Below are 15390 nucleotides of genomic sequence, written 5' to 3' on the forward strand. Positions count from 1 at the left end.
GGCAGGCCCTTCAGGTGGTCCGTCACAAACCGGACCAAAACGGCCAGGGGGACATCATCGATCGGGCGGAACCGGGGCGGGTGAATGAGGAAACGGGCTATTTGCCGCCATCCCCATGGGTGGTCCCGAGGATGAAATCGGCGGCGCGTTGGGCCTGGGCGGCGGCGTGGACCACCAGCTTGGGCGAACCCTTGAGGACTGACAGCCAGCCCTGGATGTAGGCGGCGCTGTTTTCCAAGGTGGCCTGCTCGATCCGGGCCTTGGCGCACAGGAAAGCCGCGCCCATTTCGGCCACAAGCTCCTCCTGGGAGTATTCACGGTCGCCGAAGTGGCGGATTTCCGTCGAAGGCCGGCGGCTCAGGCGTGACTCATGACCGGTTGCATGGGTCAATTCATGGAAGGCGGTGCTGTAGTACTCCTCGGGCTCGGCGAAGAGCTCGGGGCGCGGGAGATTCACCGTGTCGGTCGACGACCGGTAAAAAGCCCGTGGTGCGGTGTGGATGATTTCAGGCCGTTGCGGCATAGCCTCGATAATGCGCGCGGCCGCCTTAATGGGCGTGAAGTCGAAATTGACGGGCTCGGGCGCATCAGGGGCTTCGATGCCAACGATCTGGTCCAGGCTGAAAACGGTGTAGTAGCGCAGGACGGGCACGTCCTTCTTGGCCTTGGTCTCGCGATCCTCGACCTCGTAGCGCTTCCAGAAAATCACAGGGGTGCCTTTCTCACCTTTGCGAACATGGCCGCCGCGTTCCTGGGCCTGCTTGAAGGAAAGCCAGTACCGACTGGTGCGGCCCATGGCCATGAGCAAGAACACATTGATGCCGCGATATTCCCGCTTGCTGGCCAAGTTCATCGGGAACTCCTCCACAAGTTTCTCTTTGAGCTTGCGATCTTGCTCGTCGGGAGCGAATTGCCGCCTAAACGGGATAATGATCGTCCTCCTGTACAGAGCATCCGAAAAATCTCTTGTTGTGGGGATATGGTTGGTTGCAATACACAATGTCGCAAACGGCTTAATTTCAAACGGGTCTTTATGTTTGTGTTCGACAGTGATTGCCTCACCAGAAACAATAGCTTTTGTGGCTGCATCGGGCAGCTCGACACCTTCAGGCAGTTCTGTTATGATGTTGACCAATTTACTATGCATGTGAGCGCGTTGAAACCTGTTGTCAAATTGTGATGGTTGAACGGCACTCGTGTTTTTCTCGCCGACAACTGCCCGGATAGCATGAAGAAGAACACTTTTACCGTTCGCGCCATCGCCAGCCAGTATGAAGAACTTTTCGAATTCGGTGCTGGTGGTCATGCAATAGCCATTCATTTCCAAAACCAACTTTTTCTTGTCTTCTCTATCTTCGTCGTGTTCGAAGATTTCGTCTAAAAATTGAAGAAACCGTGGCGCGGTAGCAGTTTCATCGTAAGTCACGGGAAGCATTGTTGTCCGATAGTCCTCCCTGCGGTGTGGCCTCAACTCCCAACATTTGCCGTTAAAGTGTAAGGTGCCATTAGATACGTTAATGCCAGACCTGTTTGGATCAAACTCATGCTCTACCCGGAAAGACTCCGTCTTTGCCAAATCGAGCACCGAATCGACAAAATTCTTGGTGAGTTTTTCGGCCTTGGCAATCTCGTGGATTGTCTTCTTCAGCTCCCGATCATCAGCCTTCTCCCATACCGCATTGCGCCATAGCCAAAAACAACCTACAAAGAAGATGACGTTCTCCTTGCCCAGTTTCGCGAGAAGGAGTTTCGCAAATCTAAGTTGTTTTTGTTTGTCAGACTCCTTTTTCTGCTCTGGCTTGAATTCTTCCTCAACTTCAAAACTGATTGGTGTGTCCTCAGTATTAAGCATTGACATCCACCCCCAGGCCACGCCGAGCATTACGAATGGTTCTTTCGATGTAATCGAGGCGGAACGCCTTTTTCACATCCTTAGGCGAACCATTTTCGAGACGAAACTTGATGATGAGGTCGGCCGTCTGCTGGTCCGTAAAACCATGGCGAACGGCAATCGTGGCGAGGCTCATGTCGTAGGTGGACATGGACTGGTCGGCGAAGTCAGGCCGGCGTATCAACCACGTGGCGCGAAATTTCGGGTGCAATTCCAAAAGCACCTCGAGCATTTCGCGCGGAGGCTGGGGCATCCTGGAAAGGACGATGCCGGACGGACGCCTGATTTCCTCGGGGTCGACCGGAGCCACATCGACGAAGGGCTCAAAGTCTTCGAGCAGGAAGCGGCGGTCGGGGTTAAACTCAAGCACCGTGACAGGCCTCGGCGCTCCGTAGATGGCTTTCACGTTCATGGAGCCAGGAAGCCGCAGCACCCGGTCCAAATTGCCGACAGAGTCGAGTTCCCACCCCCCGAGGGCTTTGGCGTGTCGCTTGAGCAGGTCAACCCAGCCCTTTACAATGCCGGCGACACGCGGGCGGTCGTTATCATCAAGCCACTCAATCTCTTGGAGAAACCATGCCGCTTGTATGCCACCGCCCGTCGCCCATATCGTCGAGGGGGAGAATGGTGCGTCCTTGAGAATGGACATGGCTGTGTCCAGGTCGGGAGGATAGGGTTTCGATTTCGTTTCGTGGGCGAAATCAAGGTCGGCGAAAAGGGCGGTGATGCCGATCACGTCTGCCGCACCGCCTTTCTGGGATGGCCCCAGGCCATCCCGGAAGATGGATGGGGCAAAGTACACATGGCGATCTTGGTAGGAGGCGGCCCTTGCCGCCTCCTTTATGCTGCTACACCAGAAGGATCGCTTCGAGACGCCATCCTCAGTTAGCGTCCAAACCAAGAACTTTTCACCAGCATCAAGCGGTTCCATTACAAAGCTCGCCAAGAATTCTGCGGTAGCGAGTTTCATTCCGCCTCCTCACTTCGCTTTGTCCACTTGGCCGTAAGAAAAAGGTATGTTCCCTCCAAGACGATTTCGCCAGCATCAACAAGTTCATTGATTGCCTTGTCAACGTTGCGTTTCGACATACCCATAAAGGATTTAGCATCGCTGTAAAAATTATGATTAAGGGCAATAGAGCCGCGTCGCGCGATATGACCACGGAGGGTGCTCTTGTAGTATTCAAGAAGATGATCAACAGCGCTCATCTGCAACCCCCGCCGCGCCGATGTTCGAGATCAAGGAGCGGATATCCTCTACACGCCATCCAACGCAACGAGGTGCAAGGCGTACAGGAGCGGGATAGCGACCAGCGGCTATGCCATCATACCAAACGGTTTTGGAGACAGGGAATAGACGCTGAACATCTTTGAACCGGAGGAACCCGGTTTCAGGGATGATGTAGCTGGAGGACATAGGGCAACCTCATGCGGCCTTGATCGGCCTCAATCAGTTTGCCCCGTGGGAGCGCCGGAATAGATGGAAAAAACAAAACCGGCGAACAACTCCCCCACGGGAGTGTCGCGCCGGTGACTCTTTTCCACCATTAAGAGAGCCTCGTCGTTTCCGCGCCGTTTCAATCCTTGGATTGCTTGGCAACTTTGAAAGTTGCAACGGCCGATGGCCAGAGGTTGGCATTGCTCCTTGATGTGGTTCCCACGGACATCAAGTATGCCACTAAAACTCTCAGCGTTTGAAGATATATTAGTCTTCCGGCTAGGTCCCGTCAAGTCCTAGGTGGGCGCAGTGGTAGTCAACAGAAATGGGTTTCCTGTCGGGATAAGTCTCAAAGAATCAAGATAATCTGCCCAGGATTGCATCATGCGCCGACGATCAGGAAGATATTCAGCATGATTGTAGGCAGCTTTTACTTTATTTCGCTCAATATGAGCAAGTTGCCGTTCGATCACGTCAGAGGGCCAGCCATGTTCATGGAGCATGGTGCTTGCCATAGTGCGGAATCCATGAACGGTCATTTCATCCTGCGAATAGCCCATGCGACGCAGGGCGTTGAGCAGGGTTGCGTCGGACATGCATCTCCCTTTGCCCCGCTCCGAGGGAAATAAGTATCGTCCTTGGCCAGTGAGCGGTTGAAGTTCGCGTAAAATGGCCACTGCTTGCCAAGATAAGGGGACAAGGTGTTTGCTTTTCATCTTCATTTTCTCGGCAGGGATGCGCCATTCAGCAACGTCGATATCGAACTCGGACCACTCAGCTTGTCGGAGTTCGCCAGGACGAACGAAAACTAGCGGTGCAAGGCGCAAGGCGCATCGGACAACGAAGGTCCCACCCGTGTAACTATCGATTGCCCCGAGTAATGCGGCCACATCGCGAGGGTCAGTTACGGCGGGATGATGCCTTTTCATGGATGCAGCGAGTGCGCCTCGAACGTCGGCGGCAGGGTCACGTTCACAGTACCCACAGGCCACTCCATAGCGAAAGACTTGACCGCATACTTGCTGAAGACGGTGAGCAGTCTCTATGGCTCCGGATGCTTCGACTCGCCGAAGTATAGCAAGTAATTCAGGTGGGGTGATATCCCTAATGGGGCGGGAGCCTATCCAAGGGAAAGCCCAAATTTCGAAACGGCGAAGAATTTTTTCGGCATGACCCTTTATCCAGCCCACGCTTTTGCGGGAATGCCATTCTCGGGCGATGGCTTCAAAGGATTCCGATTCTGCCTTTAATGCAGCCTTTTTTTCTGTCCGGCGGGTGGCGGCTGGGTCGATACCATGTGCGACCTGCTCGCGAAGTTTTTCCCGTTGGGTTCTGGCTTCCTTCAGACTGATTTCGGGGTATTTTCCCAGGGCGAGCATTCCCTCTCGGCCATCGAGTTTATATCTGAAGCGCCACAATTTGCTTCCAGAGGGAGTGACCTCGACATATAGCCCCCGCTCGTCCGCCAGTCGAAAAGCGGTACTCCTTGATTTGATTCCTCGCAGTTTGGTGTCGCTCAAGGGCATATCGATGGCTCCTAACTCGTTGGTACACCAAAATTTTACTCATTTCCGTGGGTATGAAAATTGATCTCAGCCCTCTAAAAGTCTCATCTACCCATATATCTACCCACCCCAAAAGCGGATGTCAAAGAACGCAACGGACTTCCTCGGACTTCTCCGGTCAGACCGTTTAACGAATATTGTCCTGGAAAATCAGTGTGTTATTCAGATTGTTCTGAAATAAAATGAAAGAGGCCAGGGTGTTGGCCCTGGCCTCTTGAAGTGGTCTTGGTAGCGAGGGAGGGAATTGAACCCCCGACACTGCGGATATGAGCCGCATGCTCTAACCGTCTGAGCTACCTCGCCAGATGTCTCCGTCAGCGGAGAAGCGGATAACTAGCCGAACCCTCGGGACTTGGCAAGCGTTTTTTTCAGGAAAGCGCCCAACCCCTACCGCGGCCAGAACAAAAAGACCGCCGCCGCCAGGGCCAGCCGGTACCAGGCAAAGGGCCGCAACGATACCCGCTTGACCAGCACGATGAAGGCCTTGACCGCCACCAGGGCCGACACAAAGGACACCACGAAGCCGATGGCCAGGATGCCCATGTCGTCGGCGCTAAACAGGTCGCGGCTCTTATAGAAGTCGTAGAGCGTGGCCGCGAACATCAGCGGCACGGCGCTGATGAACGAATACTCGGCAGCCAGGCTGCGCTTGGCCCCAAGCAGCATGCCGCCCATGATCGTCGCTGCCGAGCGCGAAAAGCCCGGCCACAACGACAGGCACTGGAAGCAGCCAATGCCCAGGGCCAGGCCCGGTGTCATCTCGTCGAGGGCATAAAAGCGGTCCCGGGATTTGCGCCGCTCCACCCAGAAGATCATCAGCGCGCCCACGGCCAGGGCCATGGCCACCGTGATCGGGCCAAAAAGATGGGCCTTGATCGTCTTGCGCAGCGCCAGGCCGACCAGGCCCGCCGGCAGGCTGGTCAGAAACAGCAGCCACAGGCCGCGAATCCCTGAAAAGGCGTGCAGGGGCTTGGGCGAAACCAGCCACCAGAAGCGCTTCCAGTAAAGCACCACCACGGCCAAAATGGCCCCGAGCTGGATGATGACGTCGAAACTGTCGGCCATCTCGCCGGTAAAGCCGAGGAGGTGCCCGACCAGGATCAGGTGGCCGGTGGAGGACACGGGCAGAAATTCCGTGAGCCCCTCCACGAGGCCAAGGATGGTTGCGGCGACGGATTCGGTCATGGCAGGAACGGTCTCCTGGTACGGTTTGTCCCGGCGGCTCTATCCCAGGGCCGGGCAAGTTGCAAGCCGTGCCGGCCTCGTGTATGCCTTGGGGCCGAGCAAGGAGGCTGCATGTCCACCATCATGCCCCAGGGCGAGCTGCTGCGCCGGGCCGTCAAATGGATCGACGAGAAGCGGGCGGAGACCGGCGATTCCCTGGCCGCGCTCATCGAGAAGGCGTCCGTGAACTTCAACCTGAGCCCCAAGGACGCGAATTTCCTGGCCGGCTTTTTCAAGGAGCGGGAGGAGCACCCCCAGGAGTGAGGGCGGCCTCGGCCAGAACCCGGCAAAGCGATTCCCGGCCAAGCCCGGTCTTGCCGGAGAACAGAATCGGCGGGAAGGCGGGTTGCGCGAGCTCCCGCCACTCTTTTTTCCGGACCTCCCGGTCGCGCTGCTTGCACTTGTCGGCCTTGGTCAACACGACCAGCACCGGGATGCGCCGGGAACGCAGCCAGTCCACCAGTTCCTCGTCCAGGCGCTGGGGCGGCAGGCGGCAGTCGATGAGCGCGACCACGGCCCGAAGGGACGTGGTCTTGCGCAGGTAGGCCTCGATGAGCTTGGCCCATTTGGCCCGCTCCTCGTGGGAGCAGCGGGCGTAGCCGTAGCCGGGCAGGTCTACCAGGCAGTAGCCGGCGGCCCGGACCTGGTAGAAATTGAGGCTGCGGGTCTTGCCCGGCGTGGCGCTGATCTTGGCCAGGCCCTTGCGGCCGGCCAGGCAGTTGACCAAGGTCGATTTGCCGACGTTGGACCGCCCGGCCAGGGCGATCTGCGGCATGTCCATGACGGGCAGCTGGTCGGCCAGGTAGGCCGTGGACAAGAGTTCCAGGTCGAGTTCCGTTCGCGCGAGCGTCGTGGTATCCATCCCCGCGTTGTGACCGGCTCCATTGGGTCCGTCAAGGCCGGCCGGCATCGGCCGTGAAAGGAAGGCAACATGCGCAAGGTCAGACTGCTGGTGCTAAACGGCCCCAACCTCGGTTTCATCGGCGTGCGCCAGCCCGAAATCTACGGCCGCCGCACCATCGAGGACCTGCCCGAGCTGGTCGCCGAGATGCTCGGCCCCGACGCCGGAAGCCTCGAACTGCAATTCCACCAGGCCAACAGCGAAGGGCACTGCATCGACCGGCTGGAACAGGCCTGGAAGGACGGCCTCGACGGCATCGTGCTCAATGCCGGGGCCTACACCCACACGAGCCTGGCCTTGGCCGACTGCCTGGCCTGGATCGGCATCCCCTGCGTCGAGGTGCACATCTCCAACATCTTTGCCCGTACCGACGAGCCGCTGCGCCAGAAAAGCCTCATCGGCAAAAACTGCATCGGCTGCATCGCCGGATTCGGGCTGACCGGATACGCCCTGGCCGTGCTGGCCCTGTGGCGCCACATTACCGACAATCCCAACTTCATGTGAAGGAGACCAGATGCTTTCCACCACCGACTTCCGTCGCGGCCTGAAAATCGAAATGGACGGCGTGCCCTATGAAATTGTCGATTTCCTGCACGTCAAGCCCGGCAAGGGCGGCGCCTTCATCCGCACCAAGCTCAAGAACATGATCAACGGCCGGGTGGTGGAAAACACCTTCCGGTCCGGCGAAAAGATGGTCAAGCCCGACCTCGAGAGCAAGGACATGCAGTACCTCTACCGCGAGGGCGACGAATATGTCTTCATGGACATGGAAAGCTACGAACAGCTTCATGTCGGCTCCGCCCAGCTCGGTGAAAAGAGCGGCTACCTCAAGGACGGCATGGAAATGAGCATGCTGCTCTACAAGGGCCAGCCCCTGGACCTCGACCTGCCGGCTTCGGTGGTCCTGGCCGTCAGCGACACCGAGCCCGGGGTCAAGGGCGACACGGTCAGCGGCGCCACCAAACCGGCCGTGGTCGAGTCGGGCATCACGGTCAACGTGCCGCTTTTTATTAACATCGGCGACAAGATCAAGGTGGACACCCGTACGGGCAACTACATTGGCCGGGAATAGCAAGGATGCCGGGAAAGGGCGGGGGAGCTTTCGGCTCTCCCGGGAAATCGCCGGCTTGGCGGCCCTTTTCCTGGCTGTTTTTCTGTGTGTCGCCCTGTACACCTATTTTCCGGGCGACCCGGGCTTCAACCAGTCCGTCTCGGCCCGCCTGGGCGTGGCCAACCGGGCCGGGCTGGTGGGGGCCTACCTCGGCGGCCTGCTGGCCGAGGCCTTCGGTGTCTGGGGCTACCTCGTCCCGTGCTGGATCGCCTGGCGCGGCTTGCGTTTTCTGGCCCCGGGCCTGCGGCTGCCTTTCTGGCGCGGGATCGGGGCGTTGTTCCTGGGCCTGGTCCTGCTCGCCTTTCTCGGCTCGCCCTGGAGCCTGTTCGGCCTGTCCGTGGGCAATGTCCGGGGTGGTGGCGGGGTCGGCCGATCCCTTTTTCAATTCTTCAACCTTTACTTGAGCTCTTTCGGGGCCTACTTTTTCCTCATCTGCGCCCTGGTGGCCGCCGTCCAGCTGACCTTCGGCCTGACCTGGAGCAATTTCTGGCAGCCGGCCGCGGCTGTCGTCAACGAACAGTGCTGGCGCTTCTGGGACGCCTTCACGGACTGGCGCGAGCGCCAGGCCCAGGCCAGGGCCGAGCGCCGGGAAAAGCGGCGGGAGGATGCCGAGTTCCGTTTTTCGGACGACCAGGCCCCCTCGGCGCCGGCCGCGCGTACGCCCAAGCCCCGGCGGGAAAAGCAAAAACGCGAGGAAGCCCCGGCCGCCCCGTCGCCCGTTGACGAACCGGCGCCCACACCGGCCTCGGCCGCGCCGCCGGCCGAAGCCGTGGACCGCTTCCTCGACGCCATCGTCCAGCAGGTCCGCTCCGGGGAGGAATCGCCCGAACCGCCGGCCCGGCCCGCGCCCGCCGCGCCCGATCCCGTCGCGCCGCCCGCGACGGCCGCCGCCCCCGCCGCCCCGGCAACTCCGGCCAAGGCGGCCGCGCTCAAGCCGCCCAAGGCCCCCCCCAGGCCGCCGGCGACCAGCGGCGAACGCATGCCGTCCCTGGACCTGCTGTCCGTGCCGCCGCCCTCGGAAGCCGTGCCCGTGGAGCCGGAAGTCTGCCGCCGCCAGGCCGAGAGCCTCATTACCTGCTTAAACGACTTCGGCATCCAGGGCGAGGTCATGCGCGTGGTGCCCGGCCCCGTGGTCACCATGTTCGAGGTCAAGCCGGCGCCGGGCGTGAAGATAAGCCGCATCGTCGGCCTGTCCGTGGACCTGGCCCTGGCCATGAAGGCCCTGGCCGTGCGCATCGAGGGCCCCATTCCCGGCAAGGACACCGTGGGCGTGGAAATCCCCAACGCCCGCCGCCAGACCGTCTATTTCCGCGATGTCCTGGACACCGAGGCCTTCCGCGCCTCGCCCTCCAAGCTGACCCTGGCCATCGGCAAGGACATCCAGGGCCGGCCGCAGGTGGCCGACCTGGCCCGCATGCCCCACCTGCTCGTGGCCGGCGCCACCGGCTCGGGCAAGAGCGTGTGCGTCAACGGCATCCTGCTGTCGATCCTTTATAAGGCCACGCCCGACGAGGTGAAGCTGCTGCTCGTCGACCCCAAGCGCATCGAGCTTTCGGTCTACAACGACCTGCCGCACCTGGTGCATCCGGTCGTGACCGAGACGGCCATGGCCAAATCCGCCCTGGACTGGGCCGTGGCCGAGATGGACAAGCGCTACGAGGCCATGGCGCTGCTTGGCGTGCGCAACATCGCCGGCTACAACGAAAAGCTCGAAAAGCTCGGCGACAAGCGGCCCGAGGAGCTCCTCGAACTGGAGCCCTTGCCCTACCTGGTCATCGTCATCGACGAACTGGCCGACCTCATGATGACCGCGGCCAAGGAGGTCGAGGTCAGCATCGTGCGCCTGGCCCAACTGGCCCGGGCCGCCGGCATCCATCTGATCCTGGCCACCCAGCGCCCCAGCGTCGACGTCGTCACCGGGCTTATCAAGGCCAACTTCCCCACGCGCATCGCTTTCCAGGTGACCAGCAAGCACGACTCGCGCACCATCCTCGACGCCGTGGGCGCGGAATACCTGCTCGGCCGGGGCGACATGCTCTACAAGCCCAGCGGCGGCAAGACCATGCGCATGCACGGCGCCTTCGTCTCCGACGAGGAGGCCGCCGCCGTTATCGAACACTGGAAATCCAAGGCCGCCCCGAGCTACCGCCTGGATTTCAACGATTGGCAGAAGGCCGCCGACGGAAGCAGTGGGGAGCTTGGCGGCGAGGGCGGCGACGACACCGCCTCCGACGCCGTCTACCCCCAGGCCGTGGAATTCGTCATGGAGCAGGGCAAGGCCTCCATCTCGCTTATTCAGCGGCGCTTCCGTATCGGCTTCAACCGGGCCGCCCGGTTCATCGAACAAATGGAACGCGACGGCCTGCTCGGCCCCCAGGAGGGCAGCAAGCCCCGTTCGGTCATACGCAACAAGGAATAGCCGAGAGAGGGAAGACGAGGGAATGCCTCCGGCGGCCAGGAGGGGCCGGGGGCCCCTCCTGGACCACCCCGAAAGGGGGGAGGGAACCCCTGTTCACACCACATTGCAACGGGAATGATGAAATGAAGACAAAAGACGTCTTGTCGTTTGCGCGGCGGACCGGGGCGCCGGATACGGATGGAGCGCAAGCCACGGTTTCCTTGTGCGGGAGTCCAGAGGGCGAAGCCCTTTGGTCGCCGAAGGCTTCCCTCGTACCCCTGTCACTCCGCCTCCCCTTTTTACCCATTCTACCCCTGTTCCTTGCCGGGCTCGTCGCCTGTTTCCTTCTGGCCGTGCCGCGACCGGCCCGGGCCGTGGATGCCGGCGAACTGGCCGGGCGCATCCAGAAGAAATACGCCGCCATCAGCGCCTTCTCCGCCAACTTCAAGCAGGCCATCCGCAACGCCGCCAGCGGCGACACGGAACACCGCTCGGGCCAGTTCCTGTTCAAAAAGCCCGTGCTCGTGCGCTGGGAGACGGTCAAGCCCGAGAAGGAACTGCTCATCGTCGGCAAGGACGCCGTGTGGGATTATTTTGAGGAGGACAAGGAAGCCTACCGCTATTCGGTCGCCGAGGTCATCAGTTCCAAGACCATGCTGCGGTTCCTGACGGGCAAGGCCAACCTGACCGAGGATTTCCACGTCGCCCCGGGCAAGCCCGAGGAGGCCGGGCCGGGGCAGGCCGTGCTGCAGCTCGCCCCGCGCGAGCCCGAGCCGGGGCTGGTCCTGGCCAAGGTCTGGGTGGACCTGGCCACGGACATGATCGCCCGGGTCTACATCCAGGATTTCTACGCCAATACCAACGACCTGACCCTGGAAGGTGTGGTGGCCAACCCCAAGCTGGCCGACAACCTGTTTACGTTCACCCCGCCCAAGGACGCCAAGGTCCACGACAACGCCCCGGCCAAGGAACGCGACCTCAAACCGTAGGCACCCGGCCCGGGCCTGTCGCGACCGGGCCGGGCGACGGCTGCGGCGGCCGCGAAAGGATGGCCCGGCACCGCCCCGGCGATGCCGACCGGACAGGGCGCCCTTGCCTGGGTGCGGGGGCGCGGGGTGGCCGCGCTCGCCGGCCCTGGCCCGGCGCTTTCCGACATCCGACCGACCGGGAAGCGGTTTGGCCGTGGCCGCCAGCCCGGCCGGGAACCTCACGCCCCGGTGGGCGACGGCTGCGGCGGCCGCCGCCACAAAGGCAGGTGTGCCGGTCGGCCGTTAGGTGAACATGTTGATGGCGCTGGTTTCGGCCAGCTTCAGGTACTGTTCGGCGTTCATGATGGACACGCCTTCGATGAGGTCCGTTTCCGGGATCTTCATCATGTCCATGGTCATCTTGCAGCCGATGATCTTGACGCCTTCCAGTTGGGCCATTTCGAACAGTTCCTCGATGCTCGGGATGTTGGCCTCCTCGATCTGCTTTTCCATCATGGAGGTGGCCAGGCTGGACATGCCGGGAATGGCCCCCAGGAAGCCGGGCGGATGGAACTTGAGCTTGGCCATGTAGCCTTTGCGCACGACGTTGATGCCCATGAAGGTGTAGAACAGATACACCTCATGGCCCAGCCGCCGGGCGTTGAGGGCCAGGACCAGGGACGGGTAGGCGCCGTCCAGGGTGCCCTTGGAACAGATGAAGGTATAGCGCTTTTTGTCGGACGCGGTCGGCTCCTGACTCATGGCTCCTCCGTGGGTTGGGCTGTTGTGGTCCCGGGGACGCGACGCCGGTGCCAGGGGACAGCAGGGAGGCGCGGGTGCTTGGGCGGCGGCGCCTGGCGACCTGGCCACGATCCTGGGGAGCACGGGCGAGGCACCGTGCTCGTATGGTCCATACAGCGCAGGCGGGTTTTGTCAAAGCCCGGGGCAGATCCCGGATCGGGGGGGGCGCCTTAGCGGCCGGTGTCGGGCGTTTTTCCGGCCAGCCCCACGGTGCGCCGCAGGGCGGCCAGTTCCTCCCGCGTCAGCTCCCGGCACTTGCCGGGCGGCAGGTCGCCCAGAGACAGGGACCCCTGGGCCACGCGCACGAGCTTGAGCACGGTCAGGTGCAAATCCCGGCACATGCGCCGGATCTGGCGGTTGACGCCCTGGGAGAGCCGCAGTTCGAGGACCGTGCGGTCGGGCGCCGGCCGGCCCAGGATGCGGGCCGGTACCGGGGCGAGCCGTTCGCCCTCGGCCAGGGTCATGCCGCCCTCCATGGCCGCCAGCATCCCGGCGTCGACCTTGCCGCGCACCGTGACCCGGTAGCGCTTCTCCACGTGCCAGCGCGGATGGGCCAGGCGAAAGGCCAGTTCGCCATCGGTGGTCAAAAGCAGCAGCCCTTCGGAAAAAAAGTCCAGCCGCCCCACGGAAAAAAGGCGCCGGTCGCGGAAGGGCGCGGGCAGCTCGTCGAAGACCGTGGGCCGGCCCTCGGGGTCGCGGGCCGTGGTCACGCAGCCCGGACGCTTGTGCAGCAGTATAGTGACGGGCGCTTCCTGGCGGGCAAGGGGCACGGGCTTGCCGTCCACGGCCAGGGCGTTGCGGCCGGGATCGATGCGCCGCCCCAGTTCCGTGACGACCTGCCCGTCCACCGTCACCCGACCGGCGGCGATGAGCGTATCGGCCCCGCGCCGTGAGGCCACCCCGGCTTCGGCCAGGGCCTTGTTGAGGCGAATCGGTTCGTTGTCGCCCATGGGCAGCTCCGGCGCGTGTTGGCGGTTGTGGGGACGGGGTTGGCCGGCCAGGCTGAGCGGGCCAGGGCCTGGACACCGAACAGGCCGGCGCGACCCCCCTCGTGTCGAGGTAAAAGGAGTTGTTCCCAGGTGGTGCCCGCGAAAAACAAATGTCCTCTTCGAGGGCGCGCCTAGGCGGGAAGGCGCAGGAAAAACCGGGTGCCGTGTTCCTCGGAGCTTTCGAAATCCACCTCGCCCCCCAGGCATTGGCGGGCGAACAGCCGCATGCTGTAGGCACCGAAGCCACGCCCCGCGCCCTTGGTGGAAAAACCCTTCTGGAACAAGCGCATGCGGGTTTCCTCGTCCAGCACGGCCGCGTTGTGGACCCAGAGGGTCAGGTTACCGTCTGTTTCGGCCGTACAGCCCAGCGTCACCGTTTCCCCGGGCTGGGAAGCTTCCAGGGCATTTTTGACCATGTTGACCAGGATGCGCTGGATGATGCGGGGATCGCTGGAAAAACGCAGGGACGGCGCCTGGGGGTCGACCATGACGGTCCGGGAGGCGCCGGGGGAAAACGACTGGCAGTAGCTGGCCAGGTAGCCGAGGGTATCCCGCGAATCCAGGGCGGTGAAGGCGCGTTCGTATTCGCTGGCTTCCACGGCCAGGAAGTCTTTTTGCGTTTCCACGATGTCCTGGATGTCGTCGATGGCCCGGCGCAGCAGGTCCAGGTCGTCTTGATGCCGCTGGGGCAGCTCCAGGGTGATGAGTTCGTGGATGCCCTTGATGCCGGCCACGGCGTTTAAGATGTCGTGGAAAAAGATGCGTTCGAAACTGCGCAGGGCCTTTTCGTGGGCGATGTCGATGATGGAATTGAGGACGAGCCGGTGTTCGCCCTGGTGCAGCGGGCTGGCCCAGACCTGGAGGTTGAGGGCATCGAGTTCGGTGACGTTTTTGCGGTTGATGGCGCATTCCTGGGTGGCGCGCTTGCCGGAGAGGCTTTTGACGATGGCGCTGGCCGCGCCGCAGTATTGGCAAAACCGCGTGGTGCCGCAGCCGCCTTCCTTTTCGAAGGCATGCAGACAGCCCAGGGCCTCGCCCGGGCGTTTGCCCAGGACCGCCTCGACCGTCTCGGCGCCGGCCAGGGCGGCGAAGCGCTCGTTGGCGTAGACGATCTGGCGGGTGCTATTGACGATGGCGATGGACAGGGGCAGCACGGCCAGGGAGGCAGCGGCCGGGGAACCGGCGATTTCACGGGAAATCGCCAGTATTTCCTCGAGGCCTAGGCGTTCGGCCGGCAGGTAATCCGTAGGAAGTGTTTCGTGTGGCATGCGCCTACCGGGGGCTATCGCGCGCAACCACCGTCCGTTGACGGCGTGGCCTCCCGGGCATGCGTCGCGGTTCGATCATCAACGGCGTTACGGGATACGTCGCCGTCACACCTGGATGACTTTGTCGGCCAGATCGAGGCTTGTGACCACATCCAGCATGTTGGTGGTCTGGCCAACCTCTTTCTTGTCCAAAATGCCGAAAAAGTCCAGACAGGTGCCGCACACCAAAATGGAGACGCCGGCCGCCTCCAACTCCTTGAGCTTTTGCAGGACGGCACTGCCGGCCACGGTCAGCTTGACCCCGCCGTTGACCAGGATGATACGCCACAGGCCTTCGCCCAGTTCCGGCAGGGTGCCGATGAAATTGAACATGAGCTTGGCCCCGAGTTCGGGGTCGCCGCGCCCCATGGTGTCGGCGGTGATGAAGACGGCGGTTTTCGGGTCCGTGGCGGCTGGGGAAGCCGTGGCTGCGGCCGGGGCGGGGGCCGGGGCGGCCGGCTCACCGGTGGCCGTGGCCTGGAGGGTGACGATGCCGTCCGCCTCCGTGGCGCTGACGGTGTAGCCGCGCGTGGTCAGAAACCGGGTGACATTTTCCTTGGCCGCCTGGTTGTCCACGGTGACGGTCAGGTGTTTGGGCGCCTGGGCTTCCACGCAGGCCTTGCATTGGAGCACCGGTCCGGGACAAGCCAAGCCGCGGCAATCGAGATTCGCCTCCATGGCATCCTCCTGTAAGGATTCAAGGATAGCCCACGGGGACGGGGTGGGGTCAAATCGATTGATCGGATGGCTGGCGCGCGCCGTGATAGCGTGTGCCTATCGCGGCGCGCACCGGAGGA

16 protein-coding genes and 1 tRNA gene are annotated in these 15390 nt (G+C 62.1%); 5 read left to right on the forward strand and 12 right to left on the reverse strand.

All coding sequences use genetic code 11. The features are described from left to right. Positions 1-97 precede the first annotated feature (97 nt). From ACP59X_RS11050 to ACP59X_RS11080, 7 genes are all read right to left on the reverse strand, one after another. On the reverse strand, positions 98-1882 hold the full coding sequence (locus ACP59X_RS11050) for a phage/plasmid primase, P4 family (protein ID WP_428569386.1): 1785 nt from the start codon (positions 1880-1882) through the stop codon (positions 98-100). After that, a complete protein-coding gene (locus ACP59X_RS11055) occupies positions 1845-2861 on the reverse strand; it encodes a hypothetical protein (RefSeq protein ID WP_428569388.1) in 1017 nt (338 codons plus the stop codon). The genes ACP59X_RS11050 and ACP59X_RS11055 overlap by 38 nt, the downstream gene beginning before the upstream one ends. Next, positions 2858-3100 (reverse strand): hypothetical protein, encoded by a 243-nt coding sequence (locus tag ACP59X_RS11060; protein ID WP_428569391.1) that lies wholly within the window; start codon positions 3098-3100, stop codon positions 2858-2860. The genes ACP59X_RS11055 and ACP59X_RS11060 overlap by 4 nt, the downstream gene beginning before the upstream one ends. Beyond that, entirely contained in the window at positions 3087-3308 is a 222-nt protein-coding gene (locus ACP59X_RS11065; protein WP_428569394.1) for a helix-turn-helix transcriptional regulator, read from the reverse strand. The genes ACP59X_RS11060 and ACP59X_RS11065 overlap by 14 nt, the downstream gene beginning before the upstream one ends. Positions 3309-3625: 317 nt before the next feature. Next, entirely contained in the window at positions 3626-4855 is a 1230-nt protein-coding gene (locus tag ACP59X_RS11070; RefSeq protein WP_428569397.1) for a tyrosine-type recombinase/integrase, read from the reverse strand. A gap of 265 nt (positions 4856-5120) precedes the next feature. After that, positions 5121-5197: transfer RNA gene (locus tag ACP59X_RS11075), tRNA-Met, on the reverse strand. An 84-nt stretch (positions 5198-5281) separates the two neighbouring features. Continuing rightward, positions 5282-6079: an undecaprenyl-diphosphate phosphatase gene (locus ACP59X_RS11080; protein ID WP_428569400.1), complete on the reverse strand. Its 798-nt coding sequence runs from the start codon at positions 6077-6079 to the stop codon at positions 5282-5284. A gap of 111 nt (positions 6080-6190) precedes the next feature. Here ACP59X_RS11080 and ACP59X_RS11085 point away from each other — a divergent pair, with 111 nt between their 5' ends. After that, positions 6191-6382, forward strand: a complete 192-nt coding sequence (locus ACP59X_RS11085; RefSeq protein ID WP_428569403.1) for a hypothetical protein — start codon at positions 6191-6193, stop codon at positions 6380-6382. Here ACP59X_RS11085 and yihA read toward each other — a convergent pair. Continuing rightward, positions 6351-6980 (reverse strand): ribosome biogenesis GTP-binding protein YihA/YsxC, encoded by a 630-nt coding sequence (yihA, locus tag ACP59X_RS11090; protein WP_428569407.1) that lies wholly within the window; start codon positions 6978-6980, stop codon positions 6351-6353. The two genes, ACP59X_RS11085 and yihA, sit on opposite strands and share 32 nt — an antisense overlap. 69 nt (positions 6981-7049) lie before the next feature. On the opposite strand from yihA, the gene ACP59X_RS11095 reads away from it, so the two are divergent. The 4 genes from ACP59X_RS11095 (at position 7050) to lolA (ending at position 11517) form a co-directional block, all read left to right on the forward strand. After that, entirely contained in the window at positions 7050-7523 is a 474-nt protein-coding gene (locus tag ACP59X_RS11095) for a type II 3-dehydroquinate dehydratase (protein ID WP_428569411.1), read from the forward strand. A 10-nt stretch (positions 7524-7533) separates the two neighbouring features. Further along, entirely contained in the window at positions 7534-8091 is a 558-nt protein-coding gene (gene efp / locus ACP59X_RS11100; protein WP_428569416.1) for an elongation factor P, read from the forward strand. Beyond that, positions 8078-10549 carry a DNA translocase FtsK gene (locus ACP59X_RS11105; RefSeq protein ID WP_428569420.1) on the forward strand — a complete coding sequence of 824 codons (2472 nt, stop codon included), beginning with the start codon at positions 8078-8080 and terminating at the stop codon, positions 10547-10549. The genes efp and ACP59X_RS11105 overlap by 14 nt, the downstream gene beginning before the upstream one ends. Positions 10550-10842: 293 nt before the next feature. Next, positions 10843-11517, forward strand: a complete 675-nt coding sequence (lolA, locus tag ACP59X_RS11110; protein ID WP_465250191.1) for an outer membrane lipoprotein periplasmic chaperone LolA — start codon at positions 10843-10845, stop codon at positions 11515-11517. 282 nt (positions 11518-11799) lie between these two features. On the opposite strand, the gene ACP59X_RS11115 is transcribed toward lolA, so the two are convergent. The 4 genes from ACP59X_RS11115 to yedF form a co-directional block, all read right to left on the reverse strand. Then, on the reverse strand, positions 11800-12258 hold the full coding sequence (locus ACP59X_RS11115; RefSeq protein WP_428569426.1) for a DsrE/DsrF/DrsH-like family protein: 459 nt from the start codon (positions 12256-12258) through the stop codon (positions 11800-11802). Positions 12259-12467: 209 nt separating this feature from the next. Next, positions 12468-13247, reverse strand: coding sequence for a pseudouridine synthase (locus ACP59X_RS11120; protein WP_428569428.1), 780 nt, complete (start codon positions 13245-13247; stop codon positions 12468-12470). A gap of 170 nt (positions 13248-13417) precedes the next feature. Beyond that, positions 13418-14554: a sensor histidine kinase gene (locus tag ACP59X_RS11125; protein ID WP_428569431.1), complete on the reverse strand. Its 1137-nt coding sequence runs from the start codon at positions 14552-14554 to the stop codon at positions 13418-13420. 105 nt (positions 14555-14659) lie between these two features. Then, positions 14660-15271: a sulfurtransferase-like selenium metabolism protein YedF gene (gene yedF / locus ACP59X_RS11130; protein WP_428569434.1), complete on the reverse strand. Its 612-nt coding sequence runs from the start codon at positions 15269-15271 to the stop codon at positions 14660-14662. Positions 15272-15390: the final 119 nt, after the last annotated feature.

Source organism: Solidesulfovibrio sp. DCME (assembly GCF_049995385.1).
Lineage (GTDB): Bacteria > Desulfobacterota > Desulfovibrionia > Desulfovibrionales > Desulfovibrionaceae > Solidesulfovibrio.

Excerpts from the sequence above, each read along its gene's own strand:
- ACP59X_RS11050 (WP_428569386.1), bottom strand. The coding sequence starts at position 1,882 with ATGCTCGGCGTGGCCTGGGGGTGGATGTCAATGCTTAATACTGAGGAC.
- ACP59X_RS11055 (WP_428569388.1), bottom strand. The coding sequence starts at position 2,861 with ATGAAACTCGCTACCGCAGAATTCTTGGCGAGCTTTGTAATGGAACCG.
- ACP59X_RS11060 (WP_428569391.1), bottom strand. The coding sequence starts at position 3,100 with ATGAGCGCTGTTGATCATCTTCTTGAATACTACAAGAGCACCCTCCGT.
- ACP59X_RS11065 (WP_428569394.1), bottom strand. The coding sequence starts at position 3,308 with ATGTCCTCCAGCTACATCATCCCTGAAACCGGGTTCCTCCGGTTCAAA.
- ACP59X_RS11070 (WP_428569397.1), bottom strand. The coding sequence starts at position 4,855 with ATGCCCTTGAGCGACACCAAACTGCGAGGAATCAAATCAAGGAGTACC.
- ACP59X_RS11080 (WP_428569400.1), bottom strand. The coding sequence starts at position 6,079 with ATGACCGAATCCGTCGCCGCAACCATCCTTGGCCTCGTGGAGGGGCTC.
- ACP59X_RS11085 (WP_428569403.1), top strand. The coding sequence starts at position 6,191 with ATGTCCACCATCATGCCCCAGGGCGAGCTGCTGCGCCGGGCCGTCAAA.
- yihA (WP_428569407.1), bottom strand. The coding sequence starts at position 6,980 with ATGGATACCACGACGCTCGCGCGAACGGAACTCGACCTGGAACTCTTG.
- ACP59X_RS11095 (WP_428569411.1), top strand. The coding sequence starts at position 7,050 with ATGCGCAAGGTCAGACTGCTGGTGCTAAACGGCCCCAACCTCGGTTTC.
- efp (WP_428569416.1), top strand. The coding sequence starts at position 7,534 with ATGCTTTCCACCACCGACTTCCGTCGCGGCCTGAAAATCGAAATGGAC.
- ACP59X_RS11115 (WP_428569426.1), bottom strand. The coding sequence starts at position 12,258 with ATGAGTCAGGAGCCGACCGCGTCCGACAAAAAGCGCTATACCTTCATC.
- ACP59X_RS11120 (WP_428569428.1), bottom strand. The coding sequence starts at position 13,247 with ATGGGCGACAACGAACCGATTCGCCTCAACAAGGCCCTGGCCGAAGCC.
- ACP59X_RS11125 (WP_428569431.1), bottom strand. The coding sequence starts at position 14,554 with ATGCCACACGAAACACTTCCTACGGATTACCTGCCGGCCGAACGCCTA.
- yedF (WP_428569434.1), bottom strand. The coding sequence starts at position 15,271 with ATGGAGGCGAATCTCGATTGCCGCGGCTTGGCTTGTCCCGGACCGGTG.